Source organism: Roseibium sp. HPY-6, assembly GCF_040530035.1.
Classification (GTDB): Bacteria; Pseudomonadota; Alphaproteobacteria; order Rhizobiales; family Stappiaceae; genus Roseibium.
In genome coordinates this window covers 878,900-894,131 of record NZ_JBEWCD010000002.1, presented here as the reverse complement: position 1 = coordinate 894,131, position 15,232 = coordinate 878,900, and the positions used below count along the sequence as shown (strand labels likewise).

Annotated in this window: 15 protein-coding genes; 7 read left to right on the top strand and 8 right to left on the bottom strand. The window is 58.3% G+C overall.

Annotated elements, in window-relative coordinates; all coding sequences use genetic code 11:
* Positions 1–66: 66 nt before the first annotated feature.
* From ABVF61_RS15505 to yidI, 3 genes are all read left to right on the top strand, one after another.
* Positions 67–2,169, top strand: a complete 2,103-nt coding sequence (locus ABVF61_RS15505) for a mechanosensitive ion channel family protein (protein WP_353994442.1) — start codon at positions 67–69, stop codon at positions 2,167–2,169.
* 319 nt (positions 2,170–2,488) lie between these two features.
* On the top strand, positions 2,489–3,247 hold the full coding sequence (locus ABVF61_RS15500; RefSeq protein ID WP_353996437.1) for a DUF2189 domain-containing protein: 759 nt from the start codon (positions 2,489–2,491) through the stop codon (positions 3,245–3,247).
* A gap of 405 nt (positions 3,248–3,652) precedes the next feature.
* Positions 3,653–4,117, top strand: a complete 465-nt coding sequence (yidI, locus tag ABVF61_RS15495; RefSeq protein WP_353994441.1) for an inner membrane protein YidI — start codon at positions 3,653–3,655, stop codon at positions 4,115–4,117.
* 188 nt (positions 4,118–4,305) lie between these two features.
* Here the strand turns inward: yidI and truA are convergent, their stop codons facing one another.
* The 5 genes from truA to def form a co-directional block, all read right to left on the bottom strand.
* Positions 4,306–5,127 (bottom strand): tRNA pseudouridine(38-40) synthase TruA, encoded by an 822-nt coding sequence (gene truA / locus ABVF61_RS15490; RefSeq protein ID WP_353994440.1) that lies wholly within the window; start codon positions 5,125–5,127, stop codon positions 4,306–4,308.
* 15 nt (positions 5,128–5,142) lie between these two features.
* Positions 5,143–5,682, bottom strand: a complete 540-nt coding sequence (locus ABVF61_RS15485) for a GNAT family N-acetyltransferase (RefSeq protein ID WP_353994439.1) — start codon at positions 5,680–5,682, stop codon at positions 5,143–5,145.
* 22 nt (positions 5,683–5,704) lie between these two features.
* Positions 5,705–6,643: a methionyl-tRNA formyltransferase gene (fmt, locus tag ABVF61_RS15480; protein WP_353994438.1), complete on the bottom strand. Its 939-nt coding sequence runs from the start codon at positions 6,641–6,643 to the stop codon at positions 5,705–5,707.
* An 813-nt stretch (positions 6,644–7,456) separates the two neighbouring features.
* Positions 7,457–8,089 carry a MarC family protein gene (locus ABVF61_RS15475; RefSeq protein WP_353994437.1) on the bottom strand — a complete coding sequence of 211 codons (633 nt, stop codon included), beginning with the start codon at positions 8,087–8,089 and terminating at the stop codon, positions 7,457–7,459.
* 21 nt (positions 8,090–8,110) lie between these two features.
* Complete coding sequence (gene def / locus ABVF61_RS15470; protein ID WP_353994436.1) at positions 8,111–8,629, bottom strand: peptide deformylase; 519 nt, start codon at positions 8,627–8,629, stop codon at positions 8,111–8,113.
* 125 nt (positions 8,630–8,754) lie between these two features.
* On the opposite strand from def, the gene ABVF61_RS15465 reads away from it, so the two are divergent.
* Together ABVF61_RS15465 and ABVF61_RS15460 are read left to right on the top strand one after the other, a co-directional pair.
* The gene (locus ABVF61_RS15465; protein WP_353994435.1) at positions 8,755–9,942 is read left to right on the top strand and encodes a DNA recombination protein RmuC; all 1,188 of its coding nucleotides are present in this window, start codon (positions 8,755–8,757) and stop codon (positions 9,940–9,942) included.
* Positions 9,943–10,038: 96 nt separating this feature from the next.
* Positions 10,039–10,335 (top strand): hypothetical protein, encoded by a 297-nt coding sequence (locus tag ABVF61_RS15460; protein ID WP_353994434.1) that lies wholly within the window; start codon positions 10,039–10,041, stop codon positions 10,333–10,335.
* Positions 10,336–10,342: 7 nt separating this feature from the next.
* On the opposite strand, the gene ABVF61_RS15455 is transcribed toward ABVF61_RS15460, so the two are convergent.
* Genes ABVF61_RS15455 through ABVF61_RS15445 form a run of 3 tightly spaced genes read right to left on the bottom strand, consistent with a single transcriptional unit; the run spans position 10,343 to position 13,045 of the window.
* Positions 10,343–11,209 (bottom strand): C40 family peptidase, encoded by an 867-nt coding sequence (locus tag ABVF61_RS15455; RefSeq protein ID WP_353994433.1) that lies wholly within the window; start codon positions 11,207–11,209, stop codon positions 10,343–10,345.
* A gap of 33 nt (positions 11,210–11,242) precedes the next feature.
* Positions 11,243–11,593: a MarR family transcriptional regulator gene (locus ABVF61_RS15450; RefSeq protein WP_353994432.1), complete on the bottom strand. Its 351-nt coding sequence runs from the start codon at positions 11,591–11,593 to the stop codon at positions 11,243–11,245.
* Between the two features lie 57 nt (positions 11,594–11,650).
* Positions 11,651–13,045, bottom strand: coding sequence for a leucyl aminopeptidase family protein (locus ABVF61_RS15445; protein ID WP_353994431.1), 1,395 nt, complete (start codon positions 13,043–13,045; stop codon positions 11,651–11,653).
* 184 nt (positions 13,046–13,229) lie between these two features.
* Here ABVF61_RS15445 and ABVF61_RS15440 point away from each other — a divergent pair, with 184 nt between their 5' ends.
* Both ABVF61_RS15440 and ABVF61_RS15435 read left to right on the top strand, forming a co-directional pair.
* Complete coding sequence (locus ABVF61_RS15440) at positions 13,230–14,012, top strand: tetratricopeptide repeat protein (RefSeq protein WP_353994430.1); 783 nt, start codon at positions 13,230–13,232, stop codon at positions 14,010–14,012.
* A 336-nt stretch (positions 14,013–14,348) separates the two neighbouring features.
* The gene (locus ABVF61_RS15435; RefSeq protein ID WP_353994429.1) at positions 14,349–15,224 is read left to right on the top strand and encodes a choline/ethanolamine kinase family protein; all 876 of its coding nucleotides are present in this window, start codon (positions 14,349–14,351) and stop codon (positions 15,222–15,224) included.
* Positions 15,225–15,232: the final 8 nt, after the last annotated feature.

Here is a 15,232-nt window from a genome sequence, read left to right as displayed (position 1 = left end):
GGGCTGGCACAGGACGCCGGATCCGAGCTCCCGCCGCCGCTGCAGCCGGAGGCGATGGAAAAACTCGTGTCCGACCTCGATCCGGAGCAGGTCGAAGCACTCACCGACCTGATGAAACTGCTGCAACAAAGCGCCGCAGCAGGCGAACAGGCGGCTCCTGCCGCGGCCGATGGGCCCGGAGTTGTGGAACAACTGCAAACAGCCCTCGGCAATTTCACCGGGATGGTTGCCGGTCACTTCCAGGCATTGCCGGACCTCTTTTCAAGCATCATTTCCAGCATTGGCGCCCTGTTTGCAGGTACGATTGCCGGACCGGTCCATATTCTGATCGGGGCCATCGCCATCATTCTCGCCGCCGGGTTTGCCGCCGAGTTCCTGATCAACCGGCTCACGGCTGCAAGACGCGACACCATTCAGAACAAATCGCCTGAAAACCTTTTCGAGACAGTCAAGCTGGTCTCCACACGTGCAGGCCTCGACCTCGGCGGATTGATCGTTTTTGCCGTGATCGCGCTCTTGGTCGCCCGCATTGCGGTTTTCGATCCGGGGACGCGCTCCTATGCGCTTCAAGCCGTGTTCTGGATCGTGTTTCTGCCCCGGTTGATCGCAGCGCTTCTGCGCTTCGCGCTGGCGCCTAACCGGCGCGAGCTGCGCCTCGTCACGGCGGATGACGCGACCGCAAAGTCGCTCTACCACAATTTTACAATCCTTTTCGCAATCGTCGGCATCGCCTTCTTCATTCGCAATGTCATGGAGGGGGCAGGTACGGACGCGGGCGGAACGTTCCGGTTCTTTGTCGGCTTCGGCATCAATGCCTGGATCATCGCCGTGATCTGGAAGGCACGGCACGGCCTGACAAGCATTATTCTGGGCGATGAGGAAGACCCGACCTCAGGTCTGGAACGCATGGCCCGGTTCTGGCCGTATTTCTCCATGGCGTTCATTGCGTTCAACTGGCTGCTTGTTCAGGTCACCGCCAGCATGGGCGTCGATGCACTCACTGCAGGGCGTTCGCTTGCAGTCATCGCGCTCGTTGTCTTTGCGCCGTTCCTCGACACGATGGTGCGGGGCATCGTTTCGCATATCGTGCCACCGATGCAGGGTGAAGGTCCAGTGGCAGAAGCGGCCCATCTTCAAACCCGGCACAGTTACGTCCGTATCGCCCGTGTCGCTTTGCTTGCCTTCCTGATTCTGGTGGTTGGACGCATCTACGGGCTTAATCTGCTCGCTTTCGGCGGCGATGACGGATCAGCTGTCGCGCGCAACAGCGTCATCTTCCTCCTGATCCTTGCCGCCGGTTATCTCGCCTGGGAAATAACAAACCTCTGGGTCTCGCATCAGCTTGCAAAGGATTCGCCGCCTGCCGAGACACAGGATGACGACGCGGAAATGGGAGGCGCGGGCAAGTCGCGTATCGCAACAATCCTGCCCTTGATGCGGATCGTCCTGCAGGTCACGATCATCACGTTGACCGGTCTTCTTGCCCTCAGCCAGCTCGGGATCAACATCACGCCGCTTCTGGCTGGCGCCGGTGTCATCGGCCTTGCCGTCGGGTTTGGGGCACAGACCCTCGTTCAGGACGTCGTTTCCGGCGTCTTCTTCCTGATGGATGATGCGTTCCGCCTGGGCGAGTTCATCGATACCGGGGGCGCGCAGGGTACGATTGAGAAAATCTCGCTCCGTTCGCTGCAACTGCGCGGCACAAAGGGCGCAGTGCATATCGTGCCCTATGGCCAGATCCCGAAGCTGACCAACCTCTCCCGTGACTGGGTGATCATGAAGCTGAAGTTCACCGTTCCGTTCGACACGGATGTCGAGAAGGTCCGCAAGCTCTTCAAGAAGATCGGTCAGGAAATCATGGAGATGGAAGAGTTCAAGGACGATCTTCTGGCGCCCTTCAAGGGACAGGGTGTTGCGGATGTCGACGATGTCGGCATCGTCGTGCGCGGCAAGTTCACCACGAAGCCGGGAAAACAGTTCGGCGTTCGCAAGGAAATCTACAAGCGCGTTCAAAAGACGTTTGAAGAAAACGGCATCCAGTTCGCCCGCAAGGAAGTTCGCGTTCAGCTTCCCGAAGCAGCCAATCTGGACGACAAACAGAAAGAAACGCTCGCTTCAGCTGCAGCCGCTGCTTCAGCCGCGGACGAAAAGAAGCCTGCGGCGGAATAATACGGATCAACAACTGCGCGCCTGACAATTCGTGACGCCGCCCCGGTCTTGAGCCGGGGCCAATGGAAGAGTGATCCCGGCTCAAGGCCGGGACAGCAAGACGTGTTTCTCGATTTCAATACTGCCGTCAGCGTAAGCCTTTCTCCCGATTGAGCGAGAGCTATATCCATGGGTAAAATCACCTGTCTGTAGGAGGGCGGACAGGTTCAACCGGCTTTTGGGAGGAAGCTGCCACATGACAGAAAAGACAACGGACCCGAACGAAACCGGCGTTCCGAACCAGGCTGCGACCCAATCGGCTCAGGACACCTTGAAGCCGATGCCCCTGGTCAACAAGATCACGGCAAACGATGTGATAGATGCCCTCGCTGCCGGACTGGCGGATTTCCGAAAAGCGCCTGTCTATGGACTGGCGATTGGAGCCCTTTTTGCCATTGGCGGCCTGTTCGTCATCCTGAGCGCTGCCGCGCTCAACATGAGCTACCTTTCCTACCCTGCGGCCGCCGGTTTTGTTCTCATCGGTCCTTTCGCCGCCGTAGGGCTCTACGAGGTCAGCCGCCGGCTTGGAAGCGGCGAGGAACTTTCCTGGTCTGCCATCCTGGGAACCATGTGGGCGCAAAAAGGACGAGAACTTTCCTGGATGGCGTTTGTGGTGCTCTTCATCCAGATCATGTGGATGTATCAGGTCCGGTTGCTGCTGGCCCTGTTTCTCGGCTTCAAGTCGTTTGCATCATTTGACGAGTTTCTGACAGAGGTCATTACCACGCCCGAAGGCCTCATGTTCCTGGCCGTTGGTCATGTCGTCGGCGCGATCCTGTCGCTGATCCTGTTTTCCCTCACGGTCGTTTCCTTCCCACTGCTTCTGGAAGAAGACCGGGATTTCATCACCGCCATGATCACGAGCGTCCGCGCCGTCGTTGTCTCTCCTGTCCCGATGATCGGCTGGGCCCTCGTCGTGACTGCCCTTCTGATCGTTTCGATGGTACCGGCGTTCCTCGGCCTGATCGTCGTTCTTCCCGTGCTTGGGCACACAACGTGGCACCTTTACAAGAAATGCGTCACCATTCCCCAAGGATAAGGCCAGCCTTCGATGCCCTGTCTCGGTTAGTGCGGCCCACGGGGCCGCGTTAACTCCTAACTATCGTTCGCACTTGATAGACGTCCCCGGATGCACCACCTCTGGGACAAGAAGTATCGGACAGAACACACAGTTCTTCCTTGGACTAAAGGAAGAACAGAGTAGCTCAGCCCCGGTCATTGTGTTGAGACATACCTGCGTTTTTGCAGGTGCCTAAATCGGTTTTGCGTATTGTGTTTTCTGTTTCGACTCGCGAAATGCCACTTTTGTTTCGATGATACGTAACGATGACCACGAAGATTTGGATATAGTGAAAACGCCTTGAGCATTCGATAAAGACAAATTTAGCTTCAAGGTGACACGATTGGATTTTCACGCAACTTCATTCGGAAGAAGAGGCGGCACATGAGCGAAACTGCAGCAGTCAAAACACCCTGGTCGGGATTTGCCGGAATGGTATTCGGCGCGGTCGCACTGGTTCTGGCACTCTTCCTTCATAGCGCAGGGCCGCTGGATCCCCAGCCGACCATCGGGCAATCAATTGGTGAAATCGCGGCAGACATCCGCTCATCCGCCTTGAAGGGCCTTAAAGGCGAAGAGCTGCCGCCCCCCGAGGCGCAGCCCTGGAGCCTCGATCGCATTCTTGAAGCATCAGCCTATGTGCTTGCGGGCCTTGCGGTCGTTCTGGGCGTTGTTGGTTTCGTTTTGAAGGAAAACAGACGCCTTGCAGGTGCTGCTGTTTGTTTTGGCGGTCTGACGATCGGATTTCAGATGTTTGTCTGGACCGCGATGCTGATCGCCGGTGTCATCATCATCGGCTACATAATAGCCCACGTAGGCGACATCTTTGGCGGTTTTTTTAGCGGCTAGCAAAGTCGAAGCGCTGAGCCACCAGAGCGAAACCGTCTCGTAGCCGTCCGGTCCAGATCCAAGGCCGTATTCGCACTGTCTGATTGGTGACCTCGGTTCGAGACCGCAGCGGCGTGCCTTTGCTCCGATTTGGCAGCGTTCCGTCCGCGTTCCTGCAAACAAGGACAGGCCAACCGTATATCGCGCGCTTAAGTCTCGCCGTCGTCTTCACCATCCATCGCCACCTTGCGGGCCTGCCAGTCCCGCAGGAGTTCCACATCCGTTTCCGCCGGCCGGTAATCGACGCGCGTGAGATAAAGACCGTCCGCGGGCGCGACCGGGCCACAGGCCTTGCGGTCACGCGCCTTTAGCGCCTTTGTCACATCGCCCGGACCCCATTTACCTTCACCAACCAGCCTGAGCGTGCCCACCATGGAGCGGACCTGGTTGTGCAGGAAGGAACGTGAAGAACATTCTGCGATCACGAATTCGCCTTCGCGAAACACGCGGAATTCTTCCAACGTCTTTTCCGGACTTTTCGCCTGGCAGCGTGAGTGTCGGAACGTTGTGAAGTCGTGATGGCCCACAAATTCCTGGGCAGCGGAGTGCATTGCCTCCGCGTCCAGGTCGGTCTTCACATGCCAGGCAAGACCCAGCTGGTGGGTCAGCGGCGGAAGGCGGTTGTGAATGCGATAGCGATACGATCGCCGGATAGCCGAAAAACGGGCATCGAAGCCTTCATGCATCTCAGTGCAGTCAAGGATCACGACCGGGTCGGGCTGGCAGTGAAAATTCAGTGCCCCCATGACCGTCCTGGCGGGCCAGGTTTTCGAAAGATCGGCATGACAGACCTGACCCGTGGCGTGAACGCCCGTATCCGTGCGTCCCGCCCCGCCGATTGTCACGTCTTCACCGGAAAAAGCCCTTATGGCCCGTTCGATCACGGCTTGAACGGACGAGCCGTTCGCCTGTCTCTGCCAACCGCAGAATGGGCGGCCGTCATATTCCACCGTCAATTTGTAGCGCGGCATTCAGAAGGGCTCTGGTTACTCGAATTCTTGGAAAGGCGTTGCAAACGCCACCTCAATCGGCAGGTCGCGGGAACCGGCCTCGGTCAGGGCCAGTGCCATGAAGGCATCACCCGCGTATGGCGCCTGCACCTTTCGCGCAAGCACCGGGTCAAACCCGAAGCGCGGATAATAGGCCGGTGGTCCAAGCACAAGAACGAGATCTTCGCCAATGTCGCCCAGTTTTTGAAGAGACGACCTGATCAGCGCAGACCCGATGCCTTTGCGCTGGCGCTCGGGCCAGACCGAGACAGGCGCCAGGCAGGCAACCTGAAGAGCCTGTCCCGCGCCGATTGCTGCAGGTGTAACCCGGCTGTAGGCGACATGGCCGATGATGGCTCCAGCACCATCGACGGCAACCTGTTCCAGTACCAGCGCACCGCAATGGCGCAGTCTTTCAACAAGACGCGCTTCCATATCCGATGGAAAGGCGGCACGCAGCAGGTCGCGCACGGATGTTTCGTCCTGTGTTTCAACATCGCGAACAGTCAGATCTGTGCTTGCGGTGGTATCTGTCATGATCGTCTCCTGCTGGGCCACCCTAATCCAGAACAGTGCCGTCAGAAAGAGACACGCCGCGCAGGAAATCTGACCCGCTTATGGGCTTCTTACCCGCCCTTTGCACCTGATCGAGACGGATCGCGCCTGTTTTGCAGGCAACCACTGGCGCCAGGTTGGTCTCCAGCACCGTTCCCGGTACACCGCCGCCGTCGACGCGCGAACTGCGCAGAATTTTCACGCGCTCCGGTTTGCTCCCAAGGGGCATTTCACACCAGGCTCCGGGAAAGGGCGACAGGCCGCGGATGTGATTGTGCACATCTTCGGCCGGCTTTTCCCAATCGATGCGCGTTTCCTGTTTGGAGAGTTTGGCTGCGTAGGTGACGCCTTCACCTGCCTGCGGCTGTTCGCCAAGCGCTCCACGAGACAGGGCAGCAAGGGCTCGAACCATCAGGTCGCCGCCTAATCCGGACAATCGATCGTGCAGCTCTCCGGCCGTCATGTTCTCGTCGATTGCAACGGTTTCGGACATGCAGACCGGACCGGTATCGAGCCCCTCCTCCATCCGCATCACCTGAATTGCCGTTTGCGTGTCGCCCGCCATGATCGCCCTGTTGATCGGCGCGGCGCCGCGCCACCTGGGGAGCATGGATGCATGCAGGTTCAGGCACCCGTGTTCCGGAGCCTCCAGAATGGCGCCGGGCAGCAATAATCCATAGGCGACGACAACGGCAACATCCGCGTTCAACGCGGCAAAAACGGACTGCTCGTCTGCGTTTTTCAGGCTCTTGGGCGTATGAACCGGAATACCGAAGGATTCAGCCGCTTCGTGTACCGGAGACTTTTTCAAATCCATCCCTCGACCCGCAGGCCGCGGTGGCTGCGAATAGCAGGCGACAACATCGTGCCCCTGGCCGACAATTTCCATGAGGGTCGGCACCGAAAATTCCGGGGTGCCCATAAAGACGACGCGAAGAGACATGAGGCTCCTTCTGAACTTCGGAGTTTTTCCTGACGATTTGGCCTCTTATTGCGCCTAACGCCGCATCCGGCAAGGGCGCAATGACCACAAGTGGAAACGAGACCCAGATCCGAAGCTCGCCAATGCACCTGATGTTCCAGAACTAGCGCGTTTGCTGTGCTCCAATCCGGAAAGGTGCAGTTCTGAGATCGCCGCTCATCCTTCGAGACAGTGCGCGGCGCTTGCTCAAGATGAGGCTTCGCTCTCAGGTAAGGCTTGTTGCGGCTGAGCGCAGTGCAAGCGCGGAGCGGTGAGCCAAAGCAGCCGCCATTGTTCCGTATCCGTCGCGGCGTGCCGGGCTCCCCGGCCCCGGGTCTCACGTTGTTCGCCCGGGGTGACGAGTGGGGATTTGGAGCAACACGATTGTCATTCACGACGCCACGCAGGGGACATTCGGGACGACGTAGCAGCGGAAAATCTCGAGAAATATGAGGATGTATACTCTTCTTTTTGCCCTTGTCATCCCTGCGTAGGCAGAGATCCAGTAACCGCTTGTCTGACCGTCTTTGTCACTCGCTATCGACGCGGAATACTGGATCCCGGTCTTGCCGCTTTGTGCGGCAAACCGGGATGACAAGCACGTTAAGATTTGTCATTGCGCACCTCACCGCCAAGACCCGGCCTTCAACAAGGAACTCCTATCCAGAACAGGACCTGATAACCCGTCGCGAAGGGTGGGCCGTGCGGCGCGGCGCGAACGTGCTCCCATTCTTCGAGTCTATGCAACGCACTTCCTCAGGTAGGGGTTCAAGATTACGCCCCGAGCGAGCCAACCTAAGCCAGGCCGGGCCAGAGCACCTTGAGACTGTCCGTCATCATTTCCATGGCAATGGCGGCGAGGATCATGCCCATCAATCGGCTCATGACACTGTTGGCTGTCTCGCCGAGAAACCGCTGCAGAAAGGGAGCTGCAAAAAAAGTTGCGATCAAGACGGCGATGGAGGCGGCCACAGCGGCGACAAAGGCTATCTCCTGACTGAAGTCAGTCACCTGTCCGCGAAAAATGATCATGGTGGAAATGGATCCCGGACCAAGAAGAATAGGGACGGTCAGCGGGTAGATCGCAGGATTATCCTGCGCCTTCATGTTTTCCTTTTCCCTGTCCGTGCCGTGATGGACCGGCGTGCTTTGTCCCCGTATCAGGTCAAGCGCGATCAGAAGGATCAGGAAGCCACCGGCGAGGCGAAAGGCATCCAGTGAGATGCCGAATATCTTCAGGATGATATCACCTGTCAGGCCGATAACCACGGCCCCTGCCGTCAGACTAATCAGCAGTGTGAAGGCGACTTTGCGCTCAAATGCGGGACCGCGATCCGATGTGAGGGCCAGAAAGACAGGGAGATTTGCGATCGGGCTCATGATCGCGAACAGCGCGGCAAATGTTTTCAGGAAGAGTTCCTGATCCATAGGTGCCCTTCCCCTACCCCTTTAGGCCTTGCCTGCGAGCTTCGCCTGCTTGGCAAATTTCTTCATGACCCGGTCGCGCTTCAGCTTCGACAGGTAGTCAATGAACAATTTCCCGTTGAGGTGGTCAAGCTCGTGTTGAATGCAGGTTGCCAGCAAGCCGTCGGCCCTGATTTCCTTCTCGCCGCCTTCGCGGTCCAGAAACTGCACCGTCACTTCCGCCGGCCGCTCGACATCCTCGAAATATTCCGGGATCGACAGGCACCCTTCCTGATAGACCGACATGTCTTCGCTCGACCAGACGATTTTCGGATTGATGAACACCATCGGCTCCTTGGGCGCATCTTCCTTGGCCACATCAAGCACGAACATGCGTTTCAGGATGCCGATCTGGCTGGCGGCAAGCCCGATGCCGGGCGCGTCGTACATTGTCTCCAGCATATCGTCGGACAGGGCGCGGATGTCATCGTCAACGGTTTCGACCGGTGCACAGACTTCGCGGAGAACCGGGTCGGGAATCGTAATAATCGGGCGTTTTGTCATGCGCCTGACATATGCAATCGCGCCGCGCCGGTCAACGCGGAAATCAACCGGTTCGCCTGCGTTTTCACCGTCCGTGGCAAGCGTTCTGCATGGGCGTTGCTGCCGAATCGTTCTATGTTTGTTTCATGAACGAGATTCTGTTTGAGATTAGCGGGCGTCCTGTAACAGTTCTGGAAGCTGCGCTTGGGGGCGGGCTGTTCCTTCTGACGGTGATTGTCTGGCTGGTCCTGAAAACCCTGCGCCAGATTCGGGAGCGTGCGGACGCCGACAGCGCCGCAACCGAGCGGATACACGAACTTGAGAGCCATCTGTCGCAGCTCCTGAAATCGCAGGGGGAAATGACGGGGCGCATGCAGACGATGGCGGAAGTCTTCGGATCGCGCCAGTCGGACATGATGCGGGCCGTCAATGAACGGCTCGACGGGATGGGCCACAAGCTGGGTCTGTCGATGTCCGACACGACCAAAAAGACGCAGGACGGGCTCAGGCAATTGCACGAACGGCTCGCCGTGATCGACCGGGCACAGCGCACCATCACCGACCTCTCAGGCCAGGTGGGCCAGCTTCAGGCAATCCTGTCCAACAAGCAGACCCGCGGCGCGTTCGGTCAGGGACGGATGGAAGCCATTATCCAGGACCAGATGGCGCCGAGCACATATTCGTTCCAGGCAACGCTTTCCAACAACAGCCGTCCGGATTGTCTCATCCATATGCCGAACGGCGCGCCATCGCTGGCTATAGATGCGAAATTCCCGCTTGAAGCCTTCAACCTTCTGCGCAACGCGGAAACCGAGGAGCAGCTGAAATATGCGCAGGCACAGTTCCGCCGCGACTTTACCAAGCACATTCAGGACATCAGCGAGAAATATCTCCTGCCGGGCGAGACGCAGGACACCGCATTTTTGTTCGTGCCCTCCGAGAGCATCTTTGCGGAACTCAACGAGGGTTTTGAAGATCTGATCCAGAAAGCCCACAGGGCACGGGTGGTGATCGTGTCCCCGTCTCTTCTTATGCTGTCCATACAGGTTATTCAGTCCGTGCTGCGCGATGCGAAGATGCGCGAACAGGCGCACCTCATTCAGGCGGAGGTCGGTCACCTGATCACCGATGTCGGCCGCCTCAACGACCGCGTCGGCAAACTTCAGTCGCACTTCGCTCAGGCCAACAAGGATATCGACCAGATCCTGATCTCCACCGACAAGATCACCAAACGCAGCCGCAAGATCGAAGATCTCGAACTCGGCGAAATGGAAGCTGCCCGCGAAGAGGCTTTGCCCGAAGAACCCCGTCTCGCACTCACACCAAAATCATAGAAGCCCGCTTTCAGATCGAAGGTTTGCCTTTGGCGTCGGCATCCTGCAAAGCTACACGCTGCACGCTCTTCCCAAGGCAAGCATCAGGTCCCGATCATGTCCTCGTCATCCCGTTTCGATGTTTCAACGGCCGAACCGCCCAGCGACTTTTCCGAACCCTTCAAAGCCCTCTGGTGGCTCAAGAAAGGCGTGCTCACTCTTGGCCCGGAATGGGAAAAGGCACACGAGATCTGTCAGGGTGCCGAAGGCGAGCCCGCCCATGACTGGGTGCATGCGCTCTGCCATTTGATTGAGGGCGATCATGGCAATGCGGGTTACTGGTTCCGCATGGCCGGCAAACCTGTCCAACGTGACATCGAGGCGCTCTGGCAGGATATGGCGCAGTCCCTTTAGCGGGCGGCTAGGTCAGACGGCGGGCGCGGGTGACTTTGCCCCACTCGGTCGCGGCAATGCGCTCGATCGCGCGATCAAGCGGTTCATAGGCAACCGTCATCGTGAAGCCGTTGGCATGGAGCAGCGTGTTCTGCCCGGACACGATGGCGACATGGCCCTTCCAGAAAATCAGGTCACCGCGCCGAAAACCGGATAAATCGTCATACGGGATCTCATGACCTGCGTCCGTTTCCTGCATGTCGCTGTCGCGCGGTATGTCCAGTCCGCCGGCCTGCGCCGCAAGCTGGACCAGCGCCGAGCAATCAAGGCCGACACTGGTGCGTCCGCCCCAAAGATACGGCGTGCCGAGCATTTCTTCGGCGACCGAAACCCAATCGTCTTCGACAGCGTTCAGCGGAACCAGATGTTTGGCGACAACAGCCGAACCGTCGCTGAGGATGGCATAAGTCAGTCCCCGCGTTTCCGTTTCACCGACCACGGTCACGTTGCTTCCGATCGACAACATGCCAAGCGGCGGAAATTTCAGGTCCGGGACGGGATAGCGGTAAGTGCGCATGGCGCGCACGCGATGTGTCGCTGCCGTGACCTGGCCAAGGCTGTCCGAGGAAAACCAGCCGACATAGCCATCCGTGTCGAGTTGCCCCCACGCCCATCCTTCTGCCGTTTGCTCATAAACGGTGATCCATTCGCCGTGGAGCGCTTCAGTATCAATCGGGCAGTCCGGCCTTGGATGTGGCCGGATGGCGAGACTGTCAGCCGTGACTTGAAAGACCTCGCCATCAACAAAGCGCTCTGCTTCCGTTTGCCCCTCATAGTCTCGCGCGGCAAGGTCAGGCCGTACAGGATGCAGACGGCGGTCGAAAGCGTGGGTCATGTTCAAGGCTCATTTCCTGCAAAGAGGCGACAGTCAGCGCGGCAATTCCTTGGCCTTTTCTACCACGAGATCACCAAGTTGCTCCAGATAGAGAGCGCCTGAAACAGTGCGCGTGATGATGACATTGCGCTTGTCGGCCTCATCGCGCTTGCGGGACAGAAGCCTCATACCGCCGAGCGTGTCGAGCGCCCTGGTAATGGCTGGCTTCGTGACATTCAACTTGGCAGCAAGGCCACGCACTGTATGCGGCGGCGGTTCCAGGTAGACAGTCAGCAGGATTGTCAGCTGGCGCGCGGACAGGTCCTGCTCACTGTCGCGCACCAGCGCCAGATTGACTTCATGCAACAATTTCAGGGCCTGTGAGGCGCGTATGTCGACAGCCATGTCCGAGCCGGTTTTCCTTCCTGGCTGCTATCGAACCACAAAAACGTTTCGGAGCCGTTATTTTTTGGCCGCATATCGCTCCGCGATCAAATCGAACAGACCACGGATCCCTTGTGCCTCGCCGCCTGCAGGCTTGCCGGGCCGGTCTGAGGGCGTCCAGCCGTAAATGTCGAAATGAATCCAGCTTTCACTGTTTTCGACGAAGCGCGAGAGAAACAACGCTGCCGTAATCGAACCTGCGAAGCCTGTCCCGGATGTATTGATGTGATTGATGTCGGCAACCTTGCTGTCGAGATATTTCATGTAGGGCTGCCAGAGAGGGAGCCGCCACAAGGGGTCGGAGCACGCCTCGGCCATTACAGCCATGTCTTCTGCGAGTTCGTCGTCATGGGTGTAAAACGGCGGCAGGTCGGGCCCGAGCGCGACCCTGGCCGCACCGGTCAGCGTTGCCATATCAACCAGCAGGTCCGGACTTTCTTCATCGGCCAAAGTGAGCGCATCGCCCAGGATCAGACGTCCCTCGGCATCCGTGTTGCCAATCTCGACACTCAGCCCTTTGCGGCTCGAGAGGATATCGCCCGGCCTGAATGCGTTCGCGGAAACGGCGTTTTCAACACAGGGCACGATGACACGAAGGCGCACTGGCAGTTCCGACGCCATGATCATCGCGGCAAGCCCGAGAACGTTGCCGGCTCCGCCCATGTCCTTTTTCATCAGGGACATGGAGTTGCCCGGCTTCAGATTGAGCCCGCCGGTATCGAAGATCACGCCCTTGCCGACAAGTGTCACTTTCGGATCGTCCGCATTGCCCCATGTAAAGTCCGCGAGGCGCGGCGCTCGTGAACTCGCGCGTCCGACGGCGTGCACCATCGGGAAGTTTTCTTTCAGGAGTTCTTCGCCGACGATGATGCTTCCTGTCCCACCATGCCGGTTGAACAGATCCCCGACTGCGGCGGCCAGTTCTTCGGGGCCAAGGTCATTGGCTGGCGTGTTGATGAGATCGCGGGCAATCTGCACACCCTCAAGAATGATGTGGATCCTGTCGAGATCGACATCATCGCTCACACCCAGTCTTTGGACTTTCTTCGACGGGGTCACATAGCGCTCAAAGCGGTATGCCGACAGTGCAAAGCCGAGTGCGGCCTGTTCGGGATCGGGAAATCCGTCGCCAAGACAATAGTCGCCGGCCGGGAGGCTTTTGACGAGACTTCCGAGAACAAACGGGTGCGGCAGGCCGGTTTCGTCAACACCAAGCAACACAACCGCACCAGATCCGCCACCGTCCGGCACCAGGAGATGCGAAGACGGTTTTCCCTTGAAATCGTTGAGTGAGGACCAGTGGACGGCGTGCGCTCCCAATCCGGCAAGTTCGCCTTCCAGAGACGATTCGGTGACCGCGATGATCGGTGTCGGGGCAGACATTTCTGATTTGCGGACAAGGGATTCACGCACGTTTTGCACTCCGTTCAGCTGGTTGGGTCGGTCCAACAGGTAAGCCGCCTTGCCGCGAGACGCAACAACAGCTGCAAACCGTCACATCAACTTGCATTTCGCAACACTGCTTAACCATCCATTAGGGTTAATTATCTATTGCTCTAAGGGAACGACACAGCTGCGGACAACAAGGATGTTGAAAATGCAAGCGCCCAGAACCGGATCCGTAATTCGCCGCTCCAAACTGGTACCGGCACTCGTGGCCATGACCGCGCTTGCCCTTGTGACCGGCTGTGCCTCGAACAAATCCAATACCGGCACCTACTCTCCGGCATCCGGCACGCATTCGGCTTCGCCGGGGTCGAACCTGGCACGCGCCGAGGTTTCGAAGTGGGCCAAAACCTATGAGAAGGATCGCAGCAATCGGCGTGCAATCCTTGGGTATTCCAACGCCTTGAGCCAGAACGGACAGATCGAGCAATCGATGGCCGTCTTGAGATCCGGTGTGATCGCCCACCAGCAAGACCGCGAGATCGCGTCCGCCTACGGCAAGATCCTTGCGATGAACGGACGTTTCGACGAAGCGCTCAACGTTCTCAAACGTGCGCAACGGCCCGATATGCCGGACTGGAAGATCATGTCGGCCGAGGCGGCGATCTACGATCAGACGGGCAATCATGAAAAGGCGCGCAGGCTTTACAAACAGGCGCTGAAAATCGCGCCGGACGATCCGAGTCTTCTGAACAATCTCGGACTGTCCTATCTGCTTTCCAACAAACTGCCCGATGCTGAATACACATTGCGCCGTGCGGCCAGTTTGCCTGGAGCAGACAGCCGCGTGCGCCAGAACCTCGCGCTCGTCCTCGGCATCCAGGGCAAATTCGACGAAGCGGTTGAAGTCGCGACATCCGAGCTGGATCCTCGTCAGGCACAAGCCAACATCGCTTACCTGCGCACCATGATGCAGAAGCGCCAGAGCAGCTGACGGTTCGAAGCAACCCACTTTTGATTGCGACAGCTTTACCGGCGTTTGCGACCTTCTGCGCCGGTCTGCCCAACGGATGTTCGCAGCCATGCGAATCAGGGTCACGCGATCCCCGGTTGCACGTTTCGCCGCGAGGCCCTTTGCCCTGACCGGCGGAAATGCGCAGCAACACACTTCCTTTAAGTTGACCAAATCAGCATTTTTCCGGGCCCTGGGACGGTTGGCGCGTCAACCGGCGAGGTTCGACTTGTCCGGCAGATGCCATTGACCATTGACAATTCAAGGAGCACCGGTCGAACTCTTTCAGGCCAGCGTGAAAGGTCGGAGAATTAACGCATGTCTGAAACCGCAATTGCCCGTGCAGCGGCGCTCGCCTGCTTTTCCGATCCGAAAGACATTACGCCGCTCGATGGCGGTATCACCAACGTCAATCTTCTTGTCCGGGACGGAAACCACCGTTTTGTCGTTCGCCTCGGTGACGACATACCCGAACACGGCGTCATGCGGTGGAATGAGCTTGCACTCAGCCGCGCTGCCGAGGCAGCCGATATTTCGCCCACGGTTGTTTATCAGGAACCCGGTGTGCTTGTGCTGGATTTCATCGAAGCGAAAACCCTCGAAGAAGCAGATGTCCGGGATCCGGCCAACCTGATGAAAATCGTCGAGCTGGTCGCCAGGGCGCATCGGGATATCGGCAGGCATCTCACCGGACCGGTCCTCGCCTTCTGGCCGTTCCAGGTGAACCGGACCTACGCAATGCGCCTTAAAACCGACGGATCAGCGCATTCCAAATTGCTTCCTGGTCTGATGGCGACATTGGCCGACCTGGAAAAGGCTGTCGGACAGGTTGATATTGTTGTCGGCCACAATGATCTTCTTGCCGCCAATCTGCTTGATGATGGTGAAAGACTTTGGCTGATCGACTGGGAATATGGCGGTTTCAATTCGCCGCTCTTTGATCTCGCCGGTCTTGCTTCCAATAACGGCCTGAGCGAGACACAGGAGCGCGCGATGCTCGAGCAGTATTTTCAAGCTCCCTCCGAAACAAGGTGGCGCGCCTACAAGGCCATGAAGTGCGCCTCCCTGATGCGCGAAACCCTTTGGTCGATGACTTCGGAGATCCATGCCAGACTCGACTTCGACTACACTGCCTACACCCGCGAAAACATGGATCGGCTGAACGCGGCCCTTTCCGACTTCCGCGACTTGTGAGAGCCCTC

Excerpts from the sequence above, each read along its gene's own strand:
- ABVF61_RS15465 (WP_353994435.1), top strand. The coding sequence starts at position 8,755 with ATGAACGAGATTCTGTTTGAGATTAGCGGGCGTCCTGTAACAGTTCTG.
- truA (WP_353994440.1), bottom strand. The coding sequence starts at position 5,127 with ATGCCGCGCTACAAATTGACGGTGGAATATGACGGCCGCCCATTCTGC.
- ABVF61_RS15485 (WP_353994439.1), bottom strand. The coding sequence starts at position 5,682 with ATGACAGATACCACCGCAAGCACAGATCTGACTGTTCGCGATGTTGAA.
- yidI (WP_353994441.1), top strand. The coding sequence starts at position 3,653 with ATGAGCGAAACTGCAGCAGTCAAAACACCCTGGTCGGGATTTGCCGGA.
- ABVF61_RS15440 (WP_353994430.1), top strand. The coding sequence starts at position 13,230 with ATGCAAGCGCCCAGAACCGGATCCGTAATTCGCCGCTCCAAACTGGTA.
- ABVF61_RS15475 (WP_353994437.1), bottom strand. The coding sequence starts at position 8,089 with ATGGATCAGGAACTCTTCCTGAAAACATTTGCCGCGCTGTTCGCGATC.
- ABVF61_RS15455 (WP_353994433.1), bottom strand. The coding sequence starts at position 11,209 with ATGACCCACGCTTTCGACCGCCGTCTGCATCCTGTACGGCCTGACCTT.
- def (WP_353994436.1), bottom strand. The coding sequence starts at position 8,629 with ATGACAAAACGCCCGATTATTACGATTCCCGACCCGGTTCTCCGCGAA.
- ABVF61_RS15435 (WP_353994429.1), top strand. The coding sequence starts at position 14,349 with ATGTCTGAAACCGCAATTGCCCGTGCAGCGGCGCTCGCCTGCTTTTCC.
- ABVF61_RS15450 (WP_353994432.1), bottom strand. The coding sequence starts at position 11,593 with ATGGCTGTCGACATACGCGCCTCACAGGCCCTGAAATTGTTGCATGAA.
- ABVF61_RS15500 (WP_353996437.1), top strand. The coding sequence starts at position 2,489 with ATGCCCCTGGTCAACAAGATCACGGCAAACGATGTGATAGATGCCCTC.
- fmt (WP_353994438.1), bottom strand. The coding sequence starts at position 6,643 with ATGTCTCTTCGCGTCGTCTTTATGGGCACCCCGGAATTTTCGGTGCCG.
- ABVF61_RS15460 (WP_353994434.1), top strand. The coding sequence starts at position 10,039 with ATGTCCTCGTCATCCCGTTTCGATGTTTCAACGGCCGAACCGCCCAGC.